The organism is Microbacterium sp. 10M-3C3, assembly GCF_003931875.1.
Lineage (GTDB): Bacteria > Actinomycetota > Actinomycetes > Actinomycetales > Microbacteriaceae > Microbacterium.
Map to the genome: position 1 here is coordinate 3354714 of NZ_CP034245.1, position 25676 is coordinate 3380389.

Below are 25676 nucleotides of genomic sequence, written 5' to 3' on the forward strand. Positions count from 1 at the left end.
GGCGTCAGGGGTGAGATCGTGGAAGCAGTGCAGCGCCGCCGGCGGGTTCGTCCCGCGCGCCTGCTGCTGCTCGCGGGCATCGGCGGGATCGCCTGGGCCGCGTTCACGGTCCTGTCCGCCCCGGTGGCCGCATCCGCGGACGACGGCTCGAGCCAGGGCTCCGGTCTGCTGGGCGTCGTCTCCTCGACGGTGTCGGGCGTCGGTGACACCGTCGGCTCGGTCGTGGGCGCGGTCGACAGCACGGTGCACACGGTGACCGCCGCGGTCGCGCCCGCTGTCGAGCCCGTCGTGGCGCCGGTTCCGGCACCCGTCGTCGCGCCGGCCGCGCCCGTCGTCGCGGCTGTTCCACAGACGGTGACCACTGTCGTCGCTGCGGTCGACTCCGCCGCGACCGCGGCCGTCGACGCCGTCCTCGAGACGGCCGGATCCGCAGTCGAAGGCGCACCCGTCGGTGCCGTCGTCGAGCCCGTCGCGGATGCGGTGACAGCCGTCCCGGTTGTCGGCGGCATCGTCGCGGACACCGGCGTCGTCCAGCTGCTCACCGGAACGGCCGACTCTCTCGACCACGCGCTCACGACGATCGTCGGCACTCCGACGCCGACCGGTGGCATCCTCCCGCTTCCTCCCGTCACGGCGGTCGACCCCATCGTCGACGCGCTGACCCCCACAACCACGCCGGCCCTCCCGTCGATCCCCGGAATTCCCGGCCTGCCAGGCCTTCTCCCTGGCCTCGATGGGCTCGTCACGGTGCCTTCCGGGCCCGGGACGACGGGAGCCGGCGCCCTCTCGTCGGCGCCGGATGAGGCGAGGGGCGCGCTCTGGCGTGCCGGGGGTGACGCCGCATCCGGCGCCGCGGCTGCTTCCGCGGCGATCTCGGGCGGCGCGCTCGCGGGCCAGGACTCCGCCTGGGGTGCCACGCCGGCCGCCCCGGGATCGGCGGGAACGTCCGCGTCCGGCAACGGCGCCGGAAGCGGATCCGCCGCTCTCGGGCACGAAGACTCCCACACCTCGGCGCTGGGCCCCATCGGCTCCGCCGTCCTCGTCGACGACGCGCTTCCGGGCGCTCCCGTCTACGACACCGACGTCGCTCCTGACTGAGTGAGGGTCGCGTCGCGTTCCATCGCGACAGACGACCGTCGGCGCGCATCCGCGCGCCGTCATGACCACTCATTCACTTTCAGATTTTCAGGAGCTCATGATGCGTACATTCATGAAGAGGGCGCTCCTCGGAGCGCTGGTCGGGGGCGGCATCGCCGTCCTCGGCGCAGGGGTCGCACAGGCGGCCGAGACATCCGGGAACGACGGACTGCTGTCGGGCACGCAGGGAATCGTGTCCGTCGACCTGCCGGTGACGGTGTCGGGCAACAGCATCTCCGTCATCGGCGACTCGTCGAGCAGCGGCGCGGAGACCTCCGCGCCGGCACCGGCGGCGGCACCCGCCCCGGCGACGACGAGCGGTGACGACGGCGCCGCATCCGGCGGCCAGGCGCTGGTGAGCGTCGCGGTCCCCGTGACAGTGTCGGGCAACGGCATCTCGGTCGTCGGAGACAGCACGTCGGACGGTGCGGACACCGCAGCCGCGCCGGCACCCGCCCCCGCCGCAGCGCCGGCGGGGACGTCGGGCGACGACAGCGTCCTGGGCGGCACCCAGGGTGTCATCGACGTCGCCGTGCCGGTCACCGTGTCGGGCAATGCCATCTCCGTCCTCGGCGACGCCGAGACGACGGATGCGGCGACCACCACCGGCACCGGCACCTCCGGCGGATCGACCGGCGGCGCGATGACGTCGGGCGACGACGCGATCGCGGGCGGCACGCAGGTGCAGGCGCCCGTGTCCGCGCCGGTCACCGTCGGCGGCAACGCGATCTCGGTCATCGGCGACAGCTCGACCGACGGCGCCGAGACCACGGTCGCAGGCGGCGGCTCGGGCACCGGCTCGGGTGCGAGCACGACCGGCGACGACGGCATCCTCGGCGGCACCCAGGTCGCCGCCCCGGTCACCGCGCCGGTGACCGTCGGCGGCAACGCGATCTCCGGCCTCGGCGACGCCACCACCGCCGACCCGGCCACCGGCGTTACCGGCACCACGGGCTCGAGCACCGGCTCGGGCGCGAGCACGACCGGCGACGACGGCATCCTCGGCGGCACGCAGGTCGTCGCCCCGATCACCGCGCCCATCACGGGCGGCGGCAACGCCGTCTCGGGCATCGGCGACGCCACCACCGACGGCGCCACCACCGGCGTCTCCGGCGGCACCGCGGGCGGCTCGGGCTCCGGCTCGGCCACGAGCGGCGACGACGGCATCCTCGGCGGCACGCAGGTCGTCGCCCCGATCACCGCGCCCATCACGGGCGGTGGCAACGCCGTCTCCGTGATCGGCGACAGCACCTCGACGGACGCGACCACCGCGGTCACGCCCGGCGCGGGCACCGGCACGCCGGTCACCAGCGGTAACGGCAGCGTCGGCGGCGGCACGCAGATCGTGCTTCCGATCGGGGTCCCGGTGACGGTCGGCGGCAACGCCGTGTGCGTCGTCGGCGACTGCACCACGGGCGGTTCGACGACCGTGGTCACGCCCACGACGCCGACGACCCCGACTACGCCCACGACGCCGACGACCCCGACGACTCCGACCACCCCGACGGACCCCACGGGCCCGACGACCCCCGGTGACTCGGACGGCGGTTCGGCGATCGGCGCTCCGGTGGCCCTCGGCTCCGCGGCCGCGACCGCGCGGCTGGCCGCCACGGGCGGCGAGCTGCCCTGGTTCGCGACGCTCGCGGGTCTGCTGCTCCTCGTCGGCGGCGGGGTGATCATCGCCCTGCGTCGCCGGACGGCGTGAGCGATCCCGGCTCCGCGGCGATCCCCAACCGTCGCGGCGCCGGGACACTCCGGTGAGACCGGCTCCCCCAGAGCCGGGAGGTTCCCCAGACCGACGCCGGAAACACGGATGCCGCGGACCCCAGTGGGTCCGCGGCATCCGCTCACGCCGTCGCGAGGTTACTTCGCGGCGACCACCTGCAGCGTGATCACGGCGGTGACGTCGTCACGCAGGCGAACAGTCGCCTCGTGCTCGCCCACGGCCTTGATCGGCGAGGTGATGTGGATCTTGCGCTTGTCGAGGTCGCCGAAACCGGCGGCCTTGACGGCGTCGGCCACGTCGCCCGTCTTGACCGAACCGAACAGACGGCCCTCGTTGCCGGCCTTGACCGACAGCTTGACCTTGTTCGACTCGAGGGTGTTCTTCAGGGCCACGGCCTCTTCGTGGTCGTGGATCGCGCGGGACTCGCGGGCCGCGCGGATCGACGCGACCTGCTTCTCGCCGCCACGGGACCACGCCACCGCGAAGCCCTGGGGGATGAGGTAGTTGCGGGCGTACCCGTTCTTGACCTCGACCACGTCACCGGCGCTTCCGAGCCCGGCGACCTCATTCGTGAGAATCAGCTTTGCCATGCGCGTGCTCCTTAGCGGCCGGCGCCGGAGTAGGGCAGGAGCGCCATCTCGCGCGCGTTCTTGATCGCGCGAGCGATGAGGCGCTGCTCCTGCACCGAGACACCGGTGATACGACGGGCGCGGATCTTGCCGCGCTCCGAGATGAACTTGCGGAGGGTCGCGACGTCCTTGTAGTCGATGACGCCGACGCGGATCGCCTTCGCGGGGGCGGCGTTCTTCGCGCCCTTCCGCGGCTTCCGGCGATCGCCGGTGGCCTTTCCAGCCATGTTTCCTTCTTTCGTACGAGATCGGATGCAGCGCCTACGCGGTGGGCGTCAGCATCCGGAAGTGGAATCCGAGCCGCAGGCTCAGAAGGGGGTGTCGTCTCCGTAGGAGCCGGGCGTGGACCACGCGTCGCCGCCGCCCGAGGAGGACCCGGGGGTCGACCACGGCTCGTCGGCGACCTGCGCCTGCTGGCGGGGCTGTCCGCCGCCGCCACCCGAGCTCGCGGCGCGCGTCACCTGTGCGGTGGCGTAGCGCAGCGACGGGCCGATCTCGTCGACCTCCAGCTCGATCGCGGTGCGGTTGTTGCCCTCACGGTCCTGGTAGGAGCGCTGCTTGAGGCGACCGGTCGCGATGACGCGGGCACCCTTCGTCAGCGAGCCGGCCACGTGCTCGGCGAAGTCGCGCCACACCGAGGCGCGCAGGAAGAGCGCCTCGCCGTCCTTCCACTCGTTCGCCTGACGGTCGAACGTGCGGGGCGTGGATGCGATGGTGAAGTTCGCCACCGGCAGCCCGTTCTGCGTGTAGCGCAGCTCGGGGTCGGCCGTCAGGTTGCCCACGACGGTGATGACGGTCTCGCCGGCCATCAGGAGTCCTTCTTGGCCGTCCGGGTCTCGGGCACGGACGCCTTGCGGGCGGCCTTGGCCTCCTTGCGCTGCGCCTCGGCGGCGACCTGCGCGATGGCCTCCTCGGCGCGGAGGACCTTGGTGCGCATGATCTGCTCGTTCAGCTTGAGCTGACGGTCGAGCTCCTGCGTGGCCTCGCTGGACGCCGTGAAGTTGACGACGGCGTAGATGCCCTCGTTCTTCTTCTTGATCTCGTAGGCCAGACGGCGGCGGCCCCAGATGTCGACGTTGTCGATGGTGCCCCCATCGGTCGTGATGACCTTGAGGAAACCGTCGAGCTTCGGAGCGACCTGGCGCTCGTCGACCTCGGGGTCGAAGATGACCATGAGTTCGTACTGGTGCGTCACTAACCCACCTCCTTCGGACTAGAACGGCTGCCGGGCATTTCCCGTCAGCAGGAGGGTGTGTTGCACGTCGTCCGCGCGGATGCGCACTGGGGCGCGGCCGGACAACCTTCACAGTGTATCGGATGCGGCGTGCGCCCCGCGAGCCGGCCGGATCCACGTCTACTGCATCCGGTGAAACCACACCCGTCCGCCGCCGAACTCTCACCCGCCGCCGCGCCGACGAGGTGGTTCGGGCGGATCGGGTGGGTTCACTGGGCGGGCCGGCGCCCGGTCGGTAGCGTGGCGGCATGGAGTGGACCGCGGACGTGTCGAGCGGCGACTGGATCCGGGATCGGCTCGACCCGGACGGGCCGGCGTGGGGCACGACGATGCACGCGGTCGTGCCGCGCGGCTTCGCCGCGTACGCGCGCATCTTCCATCCGGCCGCGCGCGATCGGCCGGTCGGCGAGCCGTGGCCGGAGAGACCCTACGAGCGGCACGCCCGCGAGTGGGACGCCTTCCAGGAGCGGGCGCCGCTCATCGACACCGAGCTCGTGACATGGGCGGAGACGGCACGCGCATTCGACCGCGAGATGCACGCGCTCGCACAGTGGCACCGCCTCGCCATCGACTCCGACCAGCCGGAGGGGGAGGACGGACCCAGGGATGCGGCGGGTTGGCGGTACAGCGCACCCGCCGTCGGCACGCTCGACGCCGACGTGCTGGCCGTCGTCGTACGCGTCGCGCTCGCGCACACGACCACGCCCGAGGACGCGCGCGCCGCCGTGTGGGTCGGATTCGGCGGGCTCGTCGGCGGGATGGGCTACGGCGCCTCCCGCGTGCTGGCGACGTCGGAAGATCCGGACGGGCGTCACGGTGCGATGCTCGGCCACGCGGCGCGGGACGCGTTCAACGACGTATTCCGCAAGCCCTCGTGGCAGCCCGGCGCGCTCTCCGACGACATCTCGCGCGGCCCGCGGCTCGAGTTCCCGCAGCGCTCGTACGTGCTGTTCCACACCGGCCTGAAGGAGCTCGCCGACCCGGGATGGGCCGAGCGCGTGCCGTGGGCCGATGACCTCGGCGCGGCGACGCAGTCGCCGAATCTGGTGTGGCCGGTCGACCGTGCATGGGTGATGGTGACGGAGGTCGACTTCGACTCCACGGTGGTCGCAGGCTCGACCGAGCTCGTCCGTGCTCTGTGTCGCGACGCGCGGCTGGAGGCGCTCCCGATCGACGAGGGCGCCGACCTGTCGTGGGACGGCGACGGAGTGAACCGGTGAGCGCCCCCGTGCCCGTCGCCTTCGACGCGCGGCCGCTGACCGAGCCGGTCGATCGCGCTGAGGCGCGCGCGTTCGTGAAGGGCCTGCGGGCGGCGGGGCGGATGCCGACGTGGTCGGCGAACGCGATCATCGGCCTCGTCTTCGCGATCGTGATCGGGCTGTTCGTGCTCGGCATCGGCGGCTCGATCTTCGGCGGCATCGCGGTCGCGCTGGCGCGCGGCGGTGCGGGCGGCTTCGCACTGGTGCCCATCGTGTTCCTGGTGGTCGTGGTCGTGTTCCTCGTGCTGATCGTGATCGCGATCATCGGCGGGGCGGGTGGCGCGGTTCGGCTGTTCCGCCTCGACCGGTTCGCGCGGGCCAACGGCATGACGTTCGAACCGGCCGTGGCGGACCCGCCGCTGCCGGGCATGATCTTCTCGCTCGGCGACTCGCGCCGCGCGAGCGACCTGGTGCGCGGTGCGCAGCCCCGGTTCGTCGAGTTCGCCAACTACCGCTACGAGACGGGGTCGGGCAAGAGCCGTCAGACCCATCGGTGGGGGTACGTCGCGATCAAGCTCGACACACCGCTGCCGAACATCGTGCTCGACGCCGTCGGCAACAACGGCCTGTTCGGCGCATCCAATCTGCCGGCGACCTTCGACCGCGACCAGCGACTGAGCCTCGAGGGCGACTTCGATCAGTACTTCTCGCTCTACTGCCCGCAGGGCTACGAGCGTGATGCTCTCTACTTGTTCACGCCCGACATCATGGCCCGCTTCATCGACAACGCCGCCGCCCTCGACGTCGAGATCGTCGACGACTGGCTCTTCCTCTACGCGCGACGCGACCTGTCCACGCTCGACGCGGCGACATGGCAATGGCTGTTCTCGGTCGTCGCGGCGCTCCTCGACAAGCTCGCGCAGTGGTCGCGGTGGCGCGACGAGCGCTTGGCCGCACCGAGCCCGGCTCCGGCGGCGCTCGGCGGTCCCGCGTCGACGGATGCGGCCGCATCCGGGATCCCCGGCGCCACCGCCGCGCCCGCCCCGCTGCTCACCCCGCCGCCGGTGGGCGTGGCGCCGCAGGGCCGGCGCCTCAGGCGCGGGGTGTCGTGGGCGTCGATCGCGATCGCCGTGCTGTTCGTCGGGGGCTGGATCCTCAACCTCGTCCTCGGCGCCCTCGGCCGCTGACGGCCGCGCGTGTCGCGGGGATCGGCGGCCGAACGGGTCGGGATAGCCGCCGATCCACGCACGTCGCGGGGTCAGCGGGCCGACCAGCCGCCGTCCATCGTGTAGCTCGCGCCCGTGACCATGCCCGCGTCGGGCCCCGCGAGCCACAGAGCGAGGGAGGCGACCTCGGCGGGTTCGACGAGGCGCTTGATCGCCGCCTCGGCCAGCAGCACGTCCTCGACCACCTCCGATTCGGGGATCCCGTGCAGACGCGCCTGGTCGGCGATCTGCTTCTCGACCAGCGGCGAGCGCACGTAGCCCGGGTCGATGCAGTTGCTCGTCACACCGCAGGGCCCGCCCTCCAGAGCCGTCACCTTCGAGAGGCCCTCCAGGCCGTGCTTCGCGGCGACATAGGCCGCCTTGTACGGCGAGGCGACGAGACCGTGCACGCTCGAGAGGTTGAGGATGCGGCCGAATCCGCGCTCGTACATCGCCGGCAGCGCCGCGCGGATGAGGAGGAACGGCGCCTCGAGCATCAGCCGCATCATGAACGAGAACCGCTCCGGCTGGAACTCCTCGATCGGGCTGACGTGCTGGACCCCGGCGTTGTTGACGAGGATGTCGACGTCGAGCCGTCTGTCGACGAGCGCCGCGGGATCGGAGAGGTCGACGACCCATGACGTGCCGCCGATCTCGGATGCCACGGCCTCGGCGCCGGCCGCGTCGACGTCCGCGACGGTCACGCGGGCACCTGCCGCGGCGAACGCGCGGGCGCACGCGGCCCCGATGCCGCTCGCGCCCCCGGTGACGAGGGCGGAGCGGCCGGTCAGGTCGACCGTCATCGGGCGGTCGCCCCCGCGCGGGCGGCCGTGAGCGCCGCATCCGCGTCGTCGATCGCCTGGAGCGAGACACCCTTCGTCTCCCGCAGCGACAGCACCGCGATCGCGGTGAGAACGCACGCCGCGACGATGTAGAGGGCGATCGGCAGCCACGAGCCGAAGTCTTTGAGCCACTGCGTCGCGAGGATCGGAGCGAGCGAGCCGGCCAGGATCGCGGTCACCTGGGCGCCGAGGGAGACGCCGGAGTACCGCATCCGCGTGGGGAACAGCTCGGCCATGACCGCCGGCTGCGGGGCGTACATGAACGCGTGGAAAACGAGGCCGATCGTCACGGCCAGCACGATGAGGACGGGGTTGAGGGTGTCGAACAGCGGGAACGCGAAGAACGCCCACGTCGCGCTGAGCACAGCGCCCAGCAGGTACACCGGCCGGCGTCCCCAGCGGTCGGCCAGCCGACCCAGCTGGGGAATGACGGCGAAGTGCACGACGTGCGCGATCAGCAGGGCGAGCAGCAGCTGGCTCGTGTCGTACTCGTGCACGACCCTGAGGTACACGATCGAGAAGCTCACGACGATGTAGTAGACGATGTTCTCGGCGAAGCGCACGCCCATCGCCTGCAGGACGCCCACCGGGTAGCGGCGCAGCACCTCGACGACGCCGTACGAGACGGCCTTCTCGGCCTCGACCTGGGCCTTGGCCTCGAGGAAGATCGGCGCCTCCTCGACGTGACGGCGGATGTAGAAGCCGACGAGCACGATGACGGCCGACAGCCAGAACGCGATTTGCCAGCCCCACTCGAGGAACGCCGCCGAGCTGAGCACCCACGAGGTGATGAGCAGCACGAGGGTGGCGAGCAGGTTGCCCACCGGGACGGCCGCCTGCGGCCAGCTCGACCAGAACGCGCGGGAGCGGTCCGGGCTCTGCTCGGCGACGAGCAGCACCGCCCCGCCCCACTCGCCGCCGACGGCGAACCCCTGGATGAAGCGGAGGGCGACGAGCATCGCCGGCGCCCAGTAGCCGACCGACGCGAAGCCCGGCAGGCATCCCATGAGGAACGTGGCGACCCCGACGATGACGATCGTCGCCTGCAGCGTCGGCTTCCGGCCGAACCGGTCGCCGATCTGGCCGAACACGATGCCGCCCAGCGGACGCGCGACGAAGCCCACGGCGTACGTGACGAAGGCGGCGATGATGCCGTCCAGCGGCGAGCCGGTCTGCGGGAAGAAGTACGTGCCGAACACGAGGCTCGCGGCGGTGGCGTACAGGAAGAACTCGTACCACTCCACGACCGTCCCCGCCATCGAGGCGGCGACGATGCGCTTGAGCTTGCTGGGGGTTCCGGGGGCGGCTGCGGTGCCGCGTGCATCCGAGTGCATGGTTCTCCTTCGGGCGTCGACGGTGACGATCCGTGATCCAGTGTCGGGAGGCGGAATCTGCGAAGCAATGCCCAGTCGTGCACCGACGGTGTGCACAATTGCACACATGGACGGCTCTCCTCGTGTGCGCGCCGACGACCTGCTGGTGCTTCTCGCCGTCGCCCGCACGGGCCGCTACACCGCCGCGGCGGAGCATCTTGGAGTCGACCACACCACGATCGCGCGGCGGATCTCCGCGCTCGAGGACGCGCTCGGCGGCCGAGTCGTCGCTCAGACGTCGGCCGGGTGGCAGCTGACCGACCTCGGCCGTCACGCCGCCGACACGGGCGGTCGCGTCGAGGCGGCCATGTCGCAGCTCGCGGTCGGCGACGCGGCACCCGACCCGGTCGCCGGCGTCGTGCGCCTGTCGGCGACCGACGGCTTCAGCGCCTATATCGCCGCTCCGGCGATCGCCCTGCTGCGCGAGGCCCATCCGCGCCTGAGCGTCGAGGTGGTCACCGCGACGCGCCGCGGCGCCGCCCATCGCCCGGGGCTGGACCTCGAGGTCGTCGTCGGGAAGCCCCAGACCGCACGAGCCCACGCGGTCGAGCTCGGCGAGTACACGCTCGGCATGTACGCCTCGCGCGACTACCTCGCTCGCCATGGGCTGCCCACGACAGCCGACGAACTGCAGGAGCATCGCCTGGTGTACTTCGTCGATTCGATGCTGCAGGTCGAGGCGCTCGATCTGCCGCGCCGCCTCGTGCCCCGCATGCAGGACGGCCTGACCTCGACGAACGTCTTCGTGCACGTCGAGGCGACCCGGGCAGGGGCGGGCGTCGGGCTCCTGCCGTGCTTCGCCGCCGACCGCCACGACGACCTCGTGCGGCTGCTGCCCGACGTCTTCGCCGAACGGCTGCCGTACTGGATGATCGTGCGAGCCGAGTCGATGCGGCTGCCCGCCGTGACGGCCGTGGCCGACGCGCTGCGCGCGCAGACCGCCGCATCCGCCACCCTGCTGGCCGGCCGCGGCTGACGACGCGCCGCAGCGCTCAGGCGGGGGCGAGGCCGAAGTGCTCGAGCTCGGCGGGGGTCAGCATCCGGGAGCGGATGAGGAAGCGCATGCCCGTCGGACCCTCGACGCTGAAGCCCGCGCCGCGGCCGGGCACGACATCGATCGTGAGGTGCGTGTACTTCCAGTACTCGAACTGCGCCTCCGACATGTAGACCTCGATCGGCTCGAGCTTCTCGGTCCCTGAGCCTGTCGAAGGGTCGATCGCGCCGAGATGCACGTCGGACGGGCCGGTGAGGAACATCCCGACGGGGTAGCACATGGGCGAGCTGCCGTCGCAGCATCCGCCCGACTGGTGGAACATCAGCGGTCCGTGCTGCGCGGTGAGATCGCGCAGCAGGGCCGCCGCGGCATCCGTCACGGCGACCCTGCTCATCGCTGCGTCGGGCATGGCTCAGAAGAAGCCCATCGCGCCCTCGGCGTACGACACCAGCAGGTTCTTCGTCTGCTGATAGTGGTCGAGCATCTTGAGGTGGTTCTCTCGACCGATGCCCGACTGCTTGTACCCGCCGAACGCGGCATGCGCCGGGTACTGGTGGTAGGTGTTCGTCCACACACGACCGGCTTCGATGGCGCGCCCTGCCTTGTACGCGAGGTCGCCGCTACGGCTCCACACCCCCGCTCCCAGGCCGTAGAGCGTGTCGTTGGCGATCGAGATCGCGTCGTCGAAGTCGTCGAATGCCGTGACCGACAGCACCGGGCCGAAGATCTCCTCCTGGAAGATGCGCATGTCGTTCGTGCCCTCGAACACCGTCGGCGCGACGTAGTACCCGCCCGACAGTTCGCCGCCGAGGTCGACGCGCTCGCCGCCGGTGAGGAGCTTCGCGCCACCCTGCTTGCCGATGTCGATGTAGCTGAGGATCTTCTCCAGCTGATCGTTCGACGCCTGCGCACCGATCATCGTCTCGGGATCGAGCGGGTTGCCCTGACGCACCTTCTTCACGCGCTCCAGCCCGTCGGAGAGGAACGTGTCGTAGATCGAGCGCTGGATGAGCGAGCGCGACGGGCACGTGCACACCTCGCCCTGGTTCAGCGCGAACATCGTGAAGCCCTCGAGCGCCTTGTCGTAGTAGGCGTCCGACGTGCTGCGCGCCACGTCCTCGAAGAACAGGTTCGGGCTCTTTCCCCCGAGCTCGAGGGTGACGGGGATGAGGTTCTGAGACGCGTACTGCATGATGAGGCGCCCGGTCGTCGTCTCGCCGGTGAAGGCGATCTTGCGGATCCGCTTGTGCGACGCGAGCGGCGCGCCCGCCTCGATCCCGAAGCCGTTGACGATGTTCACCACTCCCGCCGGCAGCAGGTCGCCGATGAGGTCGAACAGGAACAGGATCGACGCCGGCGTCTGCTCGGCGGGCTTGAGCACCACGCAGTTGCCCGCGGCGAGCGCGGGGGCGAGCTTCCACGTCGCCATGAGGATCGGGAAGTTCCACGGGATGATCTGGCCGACCACGCCCAGCGGCTCGTGGAAGTGGTAGGCCACGGTGTCGTCGTCGAGCTGGCTGAGCGTGCCCTCCTGCGCGCGCAGCACGCCGGCGAAGTATCGGAAGTGGTCGACGGCCAGCGGGATGTCGGCGGCCAGCGTCTCGCGGACGGGCTTGCCGTTCTCCCACGTCTCGGCGACCGCGATCTTCTCCAGGTTCTGCTCGATGCGGTCGGCGATCCGGTTCAGGATGACGCTGCGCTCGGCCGGCGTCGTCTTCTTCCACGAGGCGAACGCCTTCCACGCCGCATCCACCGCCCGGTCGATGTCTTCGGCGGTGCCGCGCCCGACCTCGCAGAACGGCTTGCCCGTGACCGGGGTGATGTCCTCGAAGTACTCGCCCTTGATCGGGTCGACCCATTCGCCGCCGATGTAGTGCCCGTAACGGGAGCGGTACTCGGCGACCGCCCCGCGCTGTCCGGGTGCGGCGTAGACGCTCGAGACGCCCTCTTCGACGATCGTCATGTCGTGTCTCCTTCGACTGTGCATGCGCGACGCGGCAGCTGCGCCGCGCTCGTGCGTCGACGGTAGACGCGGGGACGTTGCATCCGGTTGCAGCGGGTCAGTCGCGGGGCAGCAGCCGCTCGACGAGCGCGTCGACGATGTCGTCGGTGGACGTGTCGGGATCGATCGACGTCGTCAGCCGATCGAGCAGGAGCCCGTCGATCGCGTAGTGGAAGAGCGCGATGTCGCGGCGATCGCCGGGAAGCCCGCGCTCTTCGTTGAATGCGACATCGGCGTCGAAACCCGCGCGCTGCCATGCTCCGAGCGCGTCGGCGACCTCCGGTGTGCGCGAGGCTTCGAGGCGAAGTTCGATCAGCGCGATCGCGACCTCGCGCTCCGTCGTCAGCCGCGCGACGATGTCGCGGATGTAGTCCGCGAAGAGTGCCCGCGTGGGCGCGCGCTGGGCGAGGCGCTCGTGCACGTCGGGCCGAGGGGCCAGCCGTTCGCCGATCCGCGCGACGAGGGCGTCGACGAGCGCGCGACGCGTGCGGAAGTAGTTGGAGGCGGTACCCGCCGGTACTCCCGCCCGTGCGTCGACGGCGCGGTGCGTGAGCCCGCGCGCCCCCTGCGCGGCGAGCACGGCGAGCCCCGCGTCGGTCAGAGCCGTGCGGCGCGTCTCATTGCGGGCCATGGGGCGACTCTACCGAAACCACAACATCTGTCGTAGTCTGTCAATCACTACGGATGTCGTTATTGGAGTCTCATGCGCGCGCTCACCTACTTCGTCGCCACGTCGCTGGACGGCCGCATCGCCGCCCCCGACGGGCTCTTCGACGCGTTCCCGATGGTCGGCGATCACGTCGACATGCTGCTCCGCGAATGGCGCGACACCCTCCCCGCCGCTGCCGCCGCCGCGCTGGGGGTGGAGCCGGACGGCTCGCGATTCGACACCGTCCTCATGGGGTGGGAGACGTACGCGGCCGGATTCGCTCAGGGCGTCGACGACCCATACCCGCACCTGCGGCAGGTGGTCTTCAGCCGCCGTCATCGCGATGCGTCGGTGCCGGCCGGTGTGACGCTCACCGACGAGGATCCGCGCGCCGTCGTACGCCGACTGAAGGCCGAGCCCGGCGGCGCCGGCATCTGGCTCTGTGGCGGCGGCGTGCTGGCCGCGCAGCTCGCCGACGACATCGATCGCCTCGTCCTGAAGGTCAATCCGCTGATCTTCGGCGCGGGGCGGCCCCTCTTCGCCGGCGACTACACCCCGCGGTCGTTCCGCCTCGATCGTTCGCGGACCTACGACTCGGGTGTGGTCGTGAACGAGTACAGCCGGAGCTGACTCAGCGCTCCTCGAGGCGCTCGAGCCGTGCGACCAGCGCGGCTCGGCGCGGCGAACGCGCCGGCAGCAGGCGCAGGCACTCGCGCAGCACCTCGGCGTCATCGGACCCGCCGGCGGTGTCGGCGTAGGCGAGGAGCACGTCGACGCCGGCCTCGGCGAGGAGCGACTCCCGAATGGCGCGGCGCACCGAGTCGCGCAGCTCGGCCACGCCCGGCGCATCCGAGTCGGGGAGCACCGGGCCCGGGCAGGCGGCGAGGGCGACGCGATGCGCCCCCCGATCCAGGAGCGACAGCACGTGCTGCGCATCCGTCTCCAGCGGAGCGGCGAGACGGTACGGGCGGGACTGCGGCGCGAGGTGGGGCGCGGCGCGCTCGAGCACCTTGCGCAGACGCGTCATCTCGGGACGCAGCGTGTCGGTCGCATCGTCACCGTAGACGAGCTCGGCGAGCGCCTCCGCCGAAAGCCCCTCGCGGTGGACAGCCAGCATCAGCAGGATCTCGGCATGCCGGGCGCTCAGCTCGACGATGTGCTCGGCGGCGTGGGACGACACCTCCAGGAGCGCACGGTCACGTCCGAGCACCCGCAGGATCGTCCGCTGCGGAGTCGCCGTGCGTCGGGCCGGGCGGGATGGGGGCGGAGCGGCACGGGCCCGCAGCCGCGTGACGAGGAGCTCGCCCTCCACCGCCCGCGCCGCCGCGTCCACGAGCAGCTGCGCCTGCGGGGTCACCGCCTCCGACCCTCCGGTCACGTCGATGACGCCGATGAGGCGGCGCGTCTCGGGATCGTGGACGGGCGCCGCGGTGCACGACCACGGCTGCACGAGACGGTTGAAGTGCTCGGCCTGGCGGATCTGCACCGAGCGGTCCAGGGCGAGCGCCGTGCCGGGCGCGGACGTGCCGACGGCGTCCTCGGACCAGTTCGCCCCGGCGACGAAGCCCATGTCGCCGGTGAGGGTGCGCACTCCTCGGTCGCCCTCGACCCACAGCAGGCGCCCCGCCGCGTCGCCGACCGCGACGACGACGCCGGACTCCTCGGCGGATCCGGGCAGGAGCAGCGCCCTCACCATGTCCATGACGTCGGCCAGCGGGTGCGCGCGACGATACGCCTCGAGCTCATCGGCGGTGAGGTCGAGGCGCGGCAGCCCCTCCGGCCCGACCGCCGAGGCGAGCGCGCGACGCCACGATTCGCGCACGAGCGGGCGCACGTCCGCGAGCCGGCGGTCATCGCCCGCGACGAGCTCGTCGTGCGCGCGCTCGATGAGCAGCCTCGAGGTCGCGGGGGCGACATCCAGGCGCGTGGACCACGGCGACGTCATGCCGGCTCCGATCGACGGCGAACGGGCGTGCGGTCAGTGTACGTCGCGTCGCGCGGTTCCGGCAGGGATCGTGGGGGAGGACACTGGCGACATGGACATCGAGGCGACGGCCGCCGAGCTGCTGGATGCGGCGGCGGCGGACCAGCAGGTGGTGCGGCGCCTGGAGGCGGATGCACCGGTGCCCGAGTTGCGCGCGGCGGTGCGCCGGCTGGCCCGGGCGCGCGGCGTGCGCATCCGCACGGCGATGCTGGGCCACGCCCTCGCGGTGGTGCGAGCCGATGCCGACGTATGGCACGAACCGATCCCGACCATGCGCGCGAAGCTCACACCTGACGACGCGCGCTGACGCTCACCAGGGCAGCGGCTGCCCGTCGCGCGTGAAGCTGCCGGGCTCGACGGGCGTGTCGCCGAGGATGGGCCACAGGATGCTGCGGGCGCCGTCGACGGGCGGACGGGCACCCATCTCCGCCATGCCGGGAGCGGTTGCCGTGAGCCCGGGGTCGACGACGTACACCGGGACGCGCCCCTCGAGCTCGAGTGCCGCCTTGCGCGCGAGGGCGTGCACCGCCGCCTTCGACGCGGCATACGACGCAGCCCCGGGCTGGGTCGCGATGCCGAACCGGGGATCGCCGTGCGAGCCGCCGCCGCTGCCGACGACGATGAGCGATCCGTGGCGCGCCTCGAGCGCAGGCGCGAACGCCTGGATCGTGCGCCATGTGCCGAGCACGTTGACATCGAGCACCGCGCTCGCGGCGTCGAGGTCGGCGGCCAGCGCCGTCTCCTGCCACGGGGCGAACGCGGCGGCGTTCGCGACGACGAGGTCGACGTCCCCGGCCTCCCGCGCCGCATCCTCGAGGCTCCGCGCATCCGTCACGTCCGCCTGGATCACGCGGACGTCGCTGTCATCCGCCCAGGCTTCGGGCACCGCGCCGCGATCGCGCACCAGCGCGATGACGCGCCATCCGTCCTCCCGCAGGAGATCGACCGCAGCCGCGCCGATCCCCCGGCCGCCTCCCGTGATCACTGCTGTCCGTTGTCCGGCCACGTCGTCCACCTCCGGTCCGTCACGTGAGATCGTGCGCCCGGAGCACCGCGGTGTCATTCGGCGGGGGCGGCCGTCAGACGCGCGCCGGCAGGTTCTCGGATGCCCACTCCCCGAGCTGCGCGAGGATCGGCACGAGTCCGCGGCCCTGCGGCGTCAGCTCGTACGAGACGGTGACGGGCGGGCCGGCGTCGACCTGACGCGACACGAGCTGGAGGCCGGCGAGCTCGGCGAGGCGGTCTGACAGCACCGCGTCACTGATCCCCGAGACCCCGCGGCGCAGCGCCACGAACGACAGCGGCCCCGCGCTCAGCGCGTCGATGATCATGCCGTTCCACCGCTTGCCGAGCACCGAGAAGGCGAGGCTCACCGCGGCGTCGCACTGCTGCGGCTCGTGGGTCTTCTCGGTCACCCCACCATGGTACGCGTGCTACTCTGAGTGAAGCCGCTTTGTTTTTCATAGTAACTAGCTATTCGGAGGCATTCATGTCCCTGTTCCGTCTCGACGCCAGCCTGTTCCCCGCCACCAGCGCGAGCCGCGAGCTCGCAGACCTGGTCGAGGCCGAGTGGCTCGCCGCACACCCCGACTCCACCGTGCTGCGACGCGACCTCGCCGCCGAGCCCGTCTCCGCCACCGCGTGGGCGGCCGCGGTCACCGCGAAGGGCACCCCTGAGGCCGAGCGCTCCGACGAGCAGCGGGCCGCCGTCGCGCAGGCCGCCGCGATCGCCGATGAGCTCATCGCCGCCGACGCACTGCTCTTCGCCGTGCCGCTGTACAACTACGGCGTCTCGCAGCACTTCAAGACGTGGTTCGACCTGGCTTACACCGACCCGCGCATCGACCCGCAGGGCACGGCTCTTCGCGGCAAGCCCGCGACGCTCGTCACGGTGCTCGGCGGCAACTACGCCCCCGGGTCGCCGCGCGAGGACTGGGACCACTCCACGCCATGGCTCCGCCGCGTGCTCGAGGACGTCTGGGGCCTCGACCTGCGTGTCGTGCAGCGCCCGTTCACCCTCGTGGGCGTGAACCCCGCCCTCGACGCCTTCCGCGACGCCGCCGACGAGCTGCGCGTCGCCGCCGAGCACGACGCCCGCCGTTCGGGCCAGGAGATCGCCGACCTGCACCGCGCCCGCGTGGCCTGACCCGCCGGCGCTGCTTCGTCGCGCTGCGGATTCGGATCGCGGCGCCGGATCCGGATGCGGCGGGTCGCTGCATCCGAATCTCCGCACCCGAGCCGAATCCGCGCGCGGGCCGCTGAGAGCGTCAACCCCGTGCCCGCGCCGCGCAGCCGGTGCGAGGCTGGACGGGATCCAGAGAAAGGACGCGCTCATGAAGGCCGTGCAGTATCGCGAGATCGGCAAGGGACCCGAGGTCGTCGAGATCGAGACGCCCGAACCCGGCCCGGGCCAGATCCGGCTCAAGGTGACCGCGGCGGGCCTGTGCCACAGCGACTGGTTCGTGATGGACCTCCCGGAGGAGCAGTACACGTACGGACTCCCGCTCACTCTCGGCCACGAGGGCGCGGGTGTGGTCGACAAGCTCGGCGACGGGGTCGAGGGCGTGCAGGTCGGCGAGGCCTACGCGATCTACGGACCGTGGGGCTGCGGCCGGTGCCACGCGTGCGCGCAAGGCGCGGAGAACTACTGCCCGTATGCCGCCGACCTCGGCATCGCCCCTCCCGGACTCGGCTCGCCCGGCGCGATGGCCGAGTACGTGATCGTCGACGATCCGCGCCACCTCGTGCCGCTCGGCGACCTCGACCCTGTCGAGACCGTCTCGCTGACGGATGCCGGACTCACGCCCTATCACGCGATCACCTCGGCGCGGCACAAGCTCTACCCGGGCGCGACCGCCGTCGTCATCGGCGTCGGCGGACTCGGCCACGTGGGTGTGCAGATCCTCCGCGCGATCAGCCAGGCCACCGTCATCGCCGTCGACGTGAGCGACGAAAAGCTGGAACTCGCCCGCGAGGTCGGCGCGCACCGCACCGTCGTGTCGGGCGAGGGCGCCGCCGATCGCATCCGGGAGCTCACCGGCGGCCTGGGCGCGACGGCGGTGTTCGACTTCGTCGGCGTGCAGCCCACGATCGACCTGGCGCGCGAGATCGCAGGCCTCGACAGCTTCATCCACATCGTCGGCATCGGCGGCGGCATCCTGCCGACCGGCTTCTTCTCCACACCGATGGGCGCCGCCGTGCGCGCACCGTACTGGGGCACGCGCAGCGAGCTCATCGAGGTACTCGACCTCGCGCGCTCCGGGGCGGTCGGCGTGCACGTCGAGCGCTACGGCTTCGACGGCGCCGTGGAGGCCTACCGCAAGCTGCACGCGGGCACGGTCCGCGGCCGCGCGGTCGTCGTGCCCTGAGCCGGCCGGCCGTCGCAGCGTCGGAGGATGAGCGCTTCGTCGGAGGATTCGGCCGTGAATCGCCCGGCGAAGATGCGATCCTCCGACGACGCGCGCACTGGATTCGGCTGAGCGAGCCGGATTCGGATGCGGCGGGCCGCTGCATCCGAATCCGCAGGTGTGAGCCGAATCCGCGGACGGGGGCGGCCGGGATTCAGGCCGGGCGGGCCGCCCACCACGCGCGCAGGCGCCGCTCGGCCTCCTCCTCGCCGAGCACGCCCTCGTCCAGGCGCAGGTCGAGGAGGAAGCGGTACGCCTCGCCGACCTCGCGGCCGGGACGGATGCCGAGCACCTCCTGGATGCGGTTGCCGTCGAGCTCGGGCCGCACCGCGTCGAGCTCCTCCTGCTCGCGGAGCTCCGCGATGCGCCGCTCGATGTCGTCGTAGGCCGAGGCCAAGCGGGCGGCCTTGCGGCGATTGCGGGTCGTGACGTCGGCACGCGTGAGGATGTGCAGGCGCTCGAGTTCGTCGCCCGCGTCGCGAACGTAGCGCCGGACGGCCGAGTCGGTCCACGCCCCCTCCGCGTACCCGAAGAACCGCAGGTGCAGCTCGATGAGCTTCGTGACCGACCCGATCGTGTCGGAATCGAAGCGCAGCGCCTGCAGCCGCTTGCGCGCCATCCGCGCGCCCTTGACGTCGTGGTGATGGAAGGTGACGCCGCCGCCGGGCTCGAGGCGCCGCGTCGCGGGCTTGCCGATGTCGTGCAGCAGCGCTGCGAGCCGCAGCGGCACGTCGGGGGCGGCGCCGGGATACCGTTCGTGTTCGAGGTCGATCGCCTGACGCAGCACGGTGAGCGAGTGCTCGTAGACGTCTTTGTGGTGGTGGTGCTCGTCCACCTCGAGCCGGAGCGCGGGCACCTCCGGCAGGAACCGCTCGATGAGCCCGGTCTCCACGAGGATCCGGATGCCGCGGACCGGGTCGTCGCTCGCGAGCAGCCGCACGAGCTCGCCCTGGATCCGCTCGGCGCTCACGATCGACAGCGTGTCGCCGAGCTCGCTCATCGCGGCGAGCGTCGCATCGTCGACGGTGAAGTTCAGCTGCGACGCGAAGCGCGCGGCCCGCAGCATCCGAAGCGGATCGTCGCCGAAGCTGACCGCCGGGTCGATGGGCGTGCGGAGGCGCTGCGCGAGGAGGTCTTCGACGCCGCCGGTCGGGTCGACGAGCGTCTTCCCGGGCACGCGGAGAGCCATCGCGTTGACGGTGAAGTCGCGGCGGACGAGGTCGTCCTCGAGGGTGTCGCCGAACGCGACCGTGGGCTTGCGCGTCATGCCGTCGTACGCGTCGGCGCGGTACGTCGTGATCTCCACCTGCTCGCCGGAGACGCGTGCGCCGATCGTGCCGAAGTCGCGCCCGACGTCCCAGCGGGCCGACGAGATCGGCGTGACGATGCGGAGGATGTCGTCGGGCCGGGCGTCGGTGGTGAAGTCGAGGTCGTGCGTGTCGCGGCCGAGGAGCGCGTCGCGCACCGGACCGCCGACGACGGCGAGCTCGTGGCCGGCGTCGGCGAACGCACGGCCGAGCCGCGCGACGACGTCGGAGGCGGCGAGCGCGTCGAGGCGCGCGACACCCTCGGCCATGTTGAGCATGGCTTCGAGCCTACGGCCTCGCCCTCGGCGGGCGAATCGGCCGAGATCAGTGCGATCCGCGCCGATTCGTGCTGCATCCGGCCGATTCGCCCGCACCCGGCCCGCTTACCCGAGCGGTTGCACCCGAGCGGTTGCACCCGGGCCGTGCCGAGTCGCGCCGAGCCCCGCCGAGCTGCACCCGAGCCGCGCCGAGCCCCGCCGGGCGGCACCCGCGTCAGTCCGCGAAGCGCAGGAAGCCGGTGAAGACGAGCTCGCGGATGCGGGGGAAGACGTCGGCCCGCAGTGCCGCCGCATCCACGTCCAGCAGGTCGGCGACGGCGTCGACGAGCGCGCCGAGGGGCAGGTCGCCGTCGCTCGCGCCCACGACCGCGGCCAGCGCCGGGTCGACCGACAGCGCACGGCCGAACCCGCCGCCCTGGCGCAGCTCGATGATGGTGGGCGTCTCCTCGCCCGGCCGGTGGTGACGCGCTTCGGTCACATCGGGTGAGACGACGAACCCGGATGCGGCGAGGCCGACGTCATCGGTGCGCTGCAGCCGGTCGTGCGCGGCGAGCGCCGCGGCCACGTGCGCGCCGAGTGGGCCCTCGCCCGATCCCGCGACGCGCTCGAAGCGGCTGAGCGTGGGCCGGTCGTCGGCCGGGCGGCGCAGCAGGATGTAGCCGAACCCGATCGCTGTGACCTCGCGCCCGGCGAAGTCGTCGAGCCATGCGTCGACCAGCCGCGCGTAGGCGGGCGTCCCGGGCAGCGTCCCGCCGTCGCGGATCCACAGCTCGGCGTAGGCGAGCGGGTCGAGCGTCTCGCGCTCGACGACCCATGCGTCCAGCGGAATGCTCGACTGGTCCACCCACTCGCGCACGCGCTCGAGGCCGTCCCTGCCCCCGCGCGTCTCCCAGTTCCCGAGCAGCTGCGCGACGCCGCCGGGGGCGAGATGCTCGCCCGCCCCGCGCACGACGTCGGCGACGAGCGCGTCGCCCTCGCGTCCCCCGTCGCGATACTCGTACGCCGGGACGTCCGCGACGCGCGGCGTGATCACGAACGGGGGGTTCGTGGCGATGCGGTCGAAGCGCTCGTGGCGCACCGGCGCGAAGAGGCTGCCGTGCCGCGTCTCGATGCCGTCGACGCCGTTGAGCAGGGCGTTCAGACGCGTGAAGCGCAGGGCACGCTGCGACACGTCGGTCGCGACGACACGGTCGACGTCGCGCCGCATCCGTAGGGCCTGGATGCCGCACCCGGTGCCGACATCGAGTCCGGTCGCGGCGGGTCCGCCCACCTGCAGCGCCGCGAGAGTGAGGGAGGCGCCGCCGACACCGAGCACGTGGTCTTCGGGGAGGGGGCCGCCGAGCGCCGCCTCGTCGAGGTCGCTCGCGATCCACCACTCGCCCTCGCCGTGCGCGTCGGCGAAGGCCTGCGGGCGCACGAGCGCCGCCGCACGCACGACGCGGCCGTCCAGGTCGGCGAGTCCCAGTGCGGCAAGTCCCGCCGACCCCGTCGCCGGCAGCGCGGTGTCGACGAGGTCGCGCCCCTGCTCGACGCCGAGCCCGAGAAGACGCGCGAGCACCGCGAGCGGGTCCCGGCGCTCCCCGAGCACGCGCAGCGCGGGGCCGCGCAGGCCCCGCGCGATGGCGTCGTCCGCCGTCTCTCCCCACGCCTCCCGCAGCCCGCGCGACGAGTAGCCGGCCGCGCGCAGGTCGGCGGCGAGCGCGGCGGCGAGGGCGGGGTCGGGATGCGGCAGCATCCGACCATTCAAGCGCTGTCCACGCGCCCACGGGCGAGGCGCACGGGTTGCGCACGGGCGACGCCCGTAGAATCGCTGCGGCGCGGCGGTCGGTCGCGTGGAGCTCGTATGACGTCCCACTTTCCCAGGACGGCCCGTCCGTCAGCACATCGCCGCGCACGGCGGCTGCTGGCGACCGTGCTCGCGGGGCTTGCCGGCGCCGTCCTCGCGGTCGCCACGGTCGTGCCCGCCGTCGCCGCGCCGTCGCCGTCCCCGTCGTCCAGCGCCGAGCTCAGCGGCACGGTGACCGCGACCCTGTCACCCGCCGCGGGCGGCGTCGTCCGGACCGGGAGCGCGCTGTCGGCGGTGGTCGCGCTCGACAACGGCACCGCCGGCGCCGTACCGGCCGGATCGGCCGCACTCGAGCTCGGCACCGCGCCGCTGCCCGACCGCACGGCGCTCGGCGCGTGGCTGGCCGGCAACCTCCAGACGGGTCTCGCGCCGGTCGGCACCCCCGTCGCGACCGAGGCGACCGACTCGGGGCAGCAGTCCACGGCGGACTTCGTCATCGCGCCCGACGACGCCTCGCTGGCCGGGCGCGGACCGGGCGTCTATCCGCTGCGGGTCTCTGTGACGGCGGGCGACCAGCGAGTCACCGCCCTCAGCGCGATGGTTGTACCGGATGACGCGGTGGCATCCTCGGTCGCGGTCGTCGTGCCGATCGTCGCCCCCGTGCGCTCGCGCGGCCTGATCTCCTCCGACGACCTCGCCGCCCTCACCGCGGAGGACGGCGCGCTCACGTCACTGCTGGACGCTGTCGACGGGACGAGTGCGATCCTTGCCGTCGATCCTGCGATCCCCGCCGCCATCCGCGTCCTCGGCAGCGCCGCCCCCGCCACCGCAGCCGCGTGGCTCGCACGCCTCGAGGCGCTGCCGAACGCGCGATTCGCTCTGCAGTTCGGCGACGCCGACCTCGCCACGCAGGTCTCCGCCGGCCTCACCGCGCCGCTCGCGCCGATCTCGCTCGCCACCTACATCCCCGCCGGCACGACCCTCTCGACCCCCTCGCCGTCGCCCACGAGCACACCGCCGCAAGGCACCCCGGCGCAGGAGCCGCAGCTCGCGCAGCTCACCGACATCGGGCCGCACACCTCGAGCGGCGTCTTCTGGCCGGCATCCGGATCGGCCGGCCCCGAGGTCCTCTCGATGCTGACCGGTGCCGCGGGCGGCAGCCCGTCCCTCACCCTGGTGCCCTCCGACACGACGGCCGCAGGCTCGGGCACCGCCCTCGGCCGCGCGACGAGCGGCGGCGCGCAGCTGGCGGTGTACGACAGCGCCGTGTCCGGCGCGCTCCGCCGCGCCGCGGATCAGCCGGATGCAGCGGCGCGGGGCGCGTCCCTCACCGAGGCGACGGCCTACCTGGCGTTCGCCGCCCGCGACAGCGCCGGACAGCCGCTCGTGGTCGCGGTCGACCGGGGCGCCACGAGCCGCGACCGTGCGGCACTGCGCACCGCGATCCAGACCGCGACGACCGCACCGGGGGTCACCGCGATCGACATGACGACGCTCGCGGCCGCCTCGCCGGTCGAGACGACCGTCGCCCCGAACGCCTCGACGCCGGACCGAGGCGCCGATCTGACGCAGCTCCTCGCGGACGAGGGGACGATCGGCAGCTTCGCGACGATCCTCGACGACCCGGCCCTCCTCACCGGACGCGAGCGGGCGGAGATCCTCCAACTCATCGCCGTGGCCTGGCGCTCCGACCCCGCCGCCGCCCAGGCGATCGCCGCCCACCGCACGCAGACCCGCGAGACGCTCGACGCCGTCGGCATCCTCCCCTCGGCGGTGCTCAACCTCGTCAGCTACGACGCGACCTTCTCCCCGTGGGTGCGCAACGACCTGCCGTGGCCGGTCCGGGTCGAGCTCATCGCCCAGCCCAACAATCCCCAGCTGGTCGTCGGCCAGCGCACGGAGGTCGTGGCGTCGGCCGCGAGCAACACGCGCGCGACGATCCCTGTCCGCTCGCGCGTCGGCAACGGCGCGGTGACCGTCACGATGCAGCTCTACAGCCCGACCGGCGTCGCGATCGGTCAGGTCCAGAGTGCCGAAGTGCAGGTGCGTGCGGAGTGGGAGACGATCGGCCTCGTCATCCTCATCGTGATCATGGTGCTGTTCCTCAGCGTCGGCGTCGTGCGCACCGTCCGTCGCCGGCGCCGGGCGCGTGAGCTCCGCGCCGCCGCGGACGCCGCGGACGGCGACCCCGCCCCGCTCGACCCCCGCGTGCTCGAACCTGAGGTGCGCGTCGACTCCGCGGAGGCCGACAGCACGGACCCGGATGCGGAGACTCGCCCGTGAGCGGCATCGGCCGCGCGAGCGTCCTCATCGGCGCCGGCACGATCGTCAGCCGCCTGACCGGATTCCTGCGATCGGTCGTTCTCGTGTCAGCGGTCGGCGCGGTATCCGCGGGCGGCAATGCCTTCGCGATCGCGAATCAGCTGCCCAACAACATCTACGCGATCATCTCCACCGGGCTTCTCAGCGCCGTCGTCGTCCCGCAGATCGTCAAGGCGGCCGCCCACGACGACGGCGGCCGCGCGTTCGTCTCAAAACTGTTCACACTCGGCACGGTCGCGCTGTTCGCAGTGACGGTCGTCGCGAGCATCGCCGCGCCGGTGCTGGTCGAGCTGTACGCGCCACAGTACGGCGCGGCGCAGAAGGCACTCGCAACGGCGTTCGCCTACTGGTGTCTGCCGCAGATCCTCTTCTACGGCCTCTACGCGCTCGTCGGAGAATCCCTCAACGCCCGTGGCGTCTACGGCCCGTTCACGTGGGCGCCCATCGTCAACAATGTCGTCTCAATCGCGGGCTTCGGGGCCTTCATCCTCTTGTTCGGCGCCGAGCCGTCGGCGTGGGATCCCGGAATGATCGCGCTCCTGGCGGGCACAGCCACCCTCGGCATCGTCGTGCAGGCGGCGATCCTGCTCGGCTTCTGGCGCCGCTCCGGCCTGCACGTGCGACCTGACTTCCGTTGGCGCGGGGTCGGTCTGGGGCAGATCGGCCGCCTCGCGGGCTGGACGTTCCTCATGGTCGTCGCAGGACAGCTCGCCGGACTCGTGCAGTCCCAGATCCTGTCCGAAGCCGCAGAGAAGGTCGCCGGGGTCCTCGTCTCGCAGAATGCGTGGCTGCTCTTCATGCTCCCGTACTCGATCATCGTGCTGTCGATCGGGACGCCGTACTTCACACGGCTGAGTGGTCACGCTGCTGCCGGGCGCCACGACGAGGTCCGCGCTGACATCGTCAGCAGCATCCGGGTGCTCGGCCTGTTCATCGTCGCCGCCACCGCGGCGCTGGCGGTCGCAGCCATCCCCGCCTCGCGCATCTTCACCGGGAGCGCAGATGAGGCGGTCGCCGCCGCCGAGGTGCTGTGGGGCTTCCTCGTGTGCCTGATCCCTCTCGCGGTCCTCTTCGTCGTGCAGCGCACGTTCTACGCGTACGACGACACGCGGACGCCGTTCTTCTTCACGCTTCTGCAGTGCGTGCTCGTCGCCGCCTCTGCGTGGGCCGCGGCAGCGTCGCTCCCTGTCGCACAGCTCGCCGCCGGAGTCGCTCTGGGGCAGGCGGTCGCGAGTACCGTGCAGGTGATCGTCGCAACCGTGCTGCTGCACCGCCGCCTCGGGGGGATCGGAGCCGCGCAGTGGCTCGGAAGTCTCGGACGCTTCGTCCTGGCCGCCATCCCCGCGGCTGCCGCCGGTTACGGAGTGTTGGTCCTTCTCGGCGGTGCGGACGGCTGGATCACCGCCGACAAGTTCCTCGGCGCAGCCGGCGCGGCGATCGTCGGTCTGGTCGTCCTCGCCGTGTACGCCGGGATCCTCGCCGTCTTCCGCGCGCCGGAGCTGAAGCCCGCCACGGCGATGATCCGCCGCTTCCTGCCGCGTCGCTGACAGTCTCGTGGCGGCCGGAGCGGGGGAATACCCCGCGGCTACCATGGGTTGAACG

The 25676-nt window shown here is 72.3% G+C and carries 25 protein-coding genes; 11 read left to right on the forward strand and 14 right to left on the reverse strand.

The annotated features are described in order from the left end of the window. Positions 1-18 precede the first annotated feature (18 nt). Positions 19-1098, forward strand: coding sequence for a hypothetical protein (locus EI169_RS16285; protein WP_125133213.1), 1080 nt, complete (start codon positions 19-21; stop codon positions 1096-1098). A gap of 112 nt (positions 1099-1210) precedes the next feature. Continuing rightward, positions 1211-2842 carry an LPXTG cell wall anchor domain-containing protein gene (locus EI169_RS16290; protein WP_125133214.1) on the forward strand — a complete coding sequence of 544 codons (1632 nt, stop codon included), beginning with the start codon at positions 1211-1213 and terminating at the stop codon, positions 2840-2842. Between the two features lie 158 nt (positions 2843-3000). Here the strand turns inward: EI169_RS16290 and rplI are convergent, their stop codons facing one another. The 4 genes from rplI to rpsF form a co-directional block, all read right to left on the reverse strand. Continuing rightward, positions 3001-3453, reverse strand: a complete 453-nt coding sequence (gene rplI / locus EI169_RS16295; RefSeq protein ID WP_125133215.1) for a 50S ribosomal protein L9 — start codon at positions 3451-3453, stop codon at positions 3001-3003. A gap of 11 nt (positions 3454-3464) precedes the next feature. Then, positions 3465-3719, reverse strand: a complete 255-nt coding sequence (gene rpsR / locus EI169_RS16300; protein WP_125133216.1) for a 30S ribosomal protein S18 — start codon at positions 3717-3719, stop codon at positions 3465-3467. Positions 3720-3800: 81 nt separating this feature from the next. Then, a complete protein-coding gene (locus tag EI169_RS16305) occupies positions 3801-4301 on the reverse strand; it encodes a single-stranded DNA-binding protein (protein WP_125133217.1) in 501 nt (166 codons plus the stop codon). Continuing rightward, on the reverse strand, positions 4301-4687 hold the full coding sequence (gene rpsF / locus EI169_RS16310; protein WP_125133218.1) for a 30S ribosomal protein S6: 387 nt from the start codon (positions 4685-4687) through the stop codon (positions 4301-4303). Before rpsF ends, EI169_RS16305 begins: the two co-directional genes overlap by 1 nt. A 287-nt stretch (positions 4688-4974) precedes the next feature. On the opposite strand from rpsF, the gene EI169_RS16315 reads away from it, so the two are divergent. Further along, positions 4975-5946 carry a hypothetical protein gene (locus EI169_RS16315; RefSeq protein ID WP_125133219.1) on the forward strand — a complete coding sequence of 324 codons (972 nt, stop codon included), beginning with the start codon at positions 4975-4977 and terminating at the stop codon, positions 5944-5946. Beyond that, complete coding sequence (locus EI169_RS16320) at positions 5943-7112, forward strand: hypothetical protein (RefSeq protein ID WP_125133220.1); 1170 nt, start codon at positions 5943-5945, stop codon at positions 7110-7112. The genes EI169_RS16315 and EI169_RS16320 overlap by 4 nt, the downstream gene beginning before the upstream one ends. Positions 7113-7183: 71 nt before the next feature. On the opposite strand, the gene EI169_RS16325 is transcribed toward EI169_RS16320, so the two are convergent. Both EI169_RS16325 and EI169_RS16330 read right to left on the reverse strand, forming a co-directional pair. After that, positions 7184-7933: a 3-hydroxybutyrate dehydrogenase gene (locus EI169_RS16325; protein WP_125133221.1), complete on the reverse strand. Its 750-nt coding sequence runs from the start codon at positions 7931-7933 to the stop codon at positions 7184-7186. Next, positions 7930-9306, reverse strand: a complete 1377-nt coding sequence (locus EI169_RS16330; protein ID WP_125133222.1) for an MFS transporter — start codon at positions 9304-9306, stop codon at positions 7930-7932. Before EI169_RS16330 ends, EI169_RS16325 begins: the two co-directional genes overlap by 4 nt. Positions 9307-9412: 106 nt before the next feature. On the opposite strand from EI169_RS16330, the gene EI169_RS16335 reads away from it, so the two are divergent. Then, positions 9413-10321: a LysR family transcriptional regulator gene (locus EI169_RS16335; RefSeq protein ID WP_205783848.1), complete on the forward strand. Its 909-nt coding sequence runs from the start codon at positions 9413-9415 to the stop codon at positions 10319-10321. Between the two features lie 16 nt (positions 10322-10337). On the opposite strand, the gene EI169_RS16340 is transcribed toward EI169_RS16335, so the two are convergent. The 3 genes from EI169_RS16340 to EI169_RS16350 all read right to left on the reverse strand — a co-directional run bounded on the left by EI169_RS16340 (position 10338) and on the right by EI169_RS16350 (position 12972). After that, complete coding sequence (locus EI169_RS16340; protein ID WP_125133223.1) at positions 10338-10748, reverse strand: DUF779 domain-containing protein; 411 nt, start codon at positions 10746-10748, stop codon at positions 10338-10340. Positions 10749-10751: 3 nt separating this feature from the next. Then, entirely contained in the window at positions 10752-12302 is a 1551-nt protein-coding gene (locus tag EI169_RS16345; RefSeq protein WP_125133224.1) for an aldehyde dehydrogenase family protein, read from the reverse strand. 97 nt (positions 12303-12399) lie between these two features. After that, a complete protein-coding gene (locus EI169_RS16350; protein WP_125133225.1) occupies positions 12400-12972 on the reverse strand; it encodes a TetR/AcrR family transcriptional regulator in 573 nt (190 codons plus the stop codon). A 72-nt stretch (positions 12973-13044) separates the two neighbouring features. Between EI169_RS16350 and EI169_RS16355 the strand changes: the two genes are divergently transcribed. Continuing rightward, complete coding sequence (locus EI169_RS16355) at positions 13045-13620, forward strand: dihydrofolate reductase family protein (protein WP_125133226.1); 576 nt, start codon at positions 13045-13047, stop codon at positions 13618-13620. A 1-nt stretch (position 13621) separates the two neighbouring features. Here the strand turns inward: EI169_RS16355 and EI169_RS16360 are convergent, their stop codons facing one another. Next, positions 13622-14935, reverse strand: a complete 1314-nt coding sequence (locus EI169_RS16360) for a GAF domain-containing protein (RefSeq protein ID WP_125133227.1) — start codon at positions 14933-14935, stop codon at positions 13622-13624. A gap of 91 nt (positions 14936-15026) precedes the next feature. Between EI169_RS16360 and EI169_RS16365 the strand changes: the two genes are divergently transcribed. Then, positions 15027-15281: a hypothetical protein gene (locus EI169_RS16365; RefSeq protein ID WP_125133228.1), complete on the forward strand. Its 255-nt coding sequence runs from the start codon at positions 15027-15029 to the stop codon at positions 15279-15281. 3 nt (positions 15282-15284) lie between these two features. On the opposite strand, the gene EI169_RS16370 is transcribed toward EI169_RS16365, so the two are convergent. Beyond that, positions 15285-15980, reverse strand: coding sequence for an SDR family NAD(P)-dependent oxidoreductase (locus EI169_RS16370; protein WP_164515521.1), 696 nt, complete (start codon positions 15978-15980; stop codon positions 15285-15287). Between the two features lie 73 nt (positions 15981-16053). Then, a complete protein-coding gene (locus EI169_RS16375) occupies positions 16054-16389 on the reverse strand; it encodes a helix-turn-helix domain-containing protein (RefSeq protein ID WP_125133230.1) in 336 nt (111 codons plus the stop codon). Positions 16390-16463: 74 nt separating this feature from the next. Here EI169_RS16375 and EI169_RS16380 point away from each other — a divergent pair, with 74 nt between their 5' ends. Together EI169_RS16380 and EI169_RS16385 are read left to right on the forward strand one after the other, a co-directional pair. Further along, positions 16464-17120, forward strand: a complete 657-nt coding sequence (locus EI169_RS16380; RefSeq protein ID WP_125133231.1) for an NAD(P)H-dependent oxidoreductase — start codon at positions 16464-16466, stop codon at positions 17118-17120. A 187-nt stretch (positions 17121-17307) separates the two neighbouring features. Continuing rightward, positions 17308-18342 (forward strand): NAD(P)-dependent alcohol dehydrogenase, encoded by a 1035-nt coding sequence (locus EI169_RS16385; protein ID WP_125133232.1) that lies wholly within the window; start codon positions 17308-17310, stop codon positions 18340-18342. 193 nt (positions 18343-18535) lie between these two features. Here the strand turns inward: EI169_RS16385 and EI169_RS16390 are convergent, their stop codons facing one another. Together EI169_RS16390 and EI169_RS16395 are read right to left on the reverse strand one after the other, a co-directional pair. Then, entirely contained in the window at positions 18536-19966 is a 1431-nt protein-coding gene (locus tag EI169_RS16390) for a CCA tRNA nucleotidyltransferase (RefSeq protein WP_125133233.1), read from the reverse strand. Between the two features lie 214 nt (positions 19967-20180). Continuing rightward, positions 20181-21701: a methyltransferase gene (locus tag EI169_RS16395; protein WP_125133234.1), complete on the reverse strand. Its 1521-nt coding sequence runs from the start codon at positions 21699-21701 to the stop codon at positions 20181-20183. Between the two features lie 108 nt (positions 21702-21809). Between EI169_RS16395 and EI169_RS16400 the strand changes: the two genes are divergently transcribed. Both EI169_RS16400 and murJ read left to right on the forward strand, forming a co-directional pair. Further along, complete coding sequence (locus EI169_RS16400) at positions 21810-24035, forward strand: DUF6049 family protein (RefSeq protein ID WP_125133235.1); 2226 nt, start codon at positions 21810-21812, stop codon at positions 24033-24035. After that, positions 24032-25621: a murein biosynthesis integral membrane protein MurJ gene (murJ, locus tag EI169_RS16405; protein WP_125133236.1), complete on the forward strand. Its 1590-nt coding sequence runs from the start codon at positions 24032-24034 to the stop codon at positions 25619-25621. Before EI169_RS16400 ends, murJ begins: the two co-directional genes overlap by 4 nt. Positions 25622-25676: the final 55 nt, after the last annotated feature.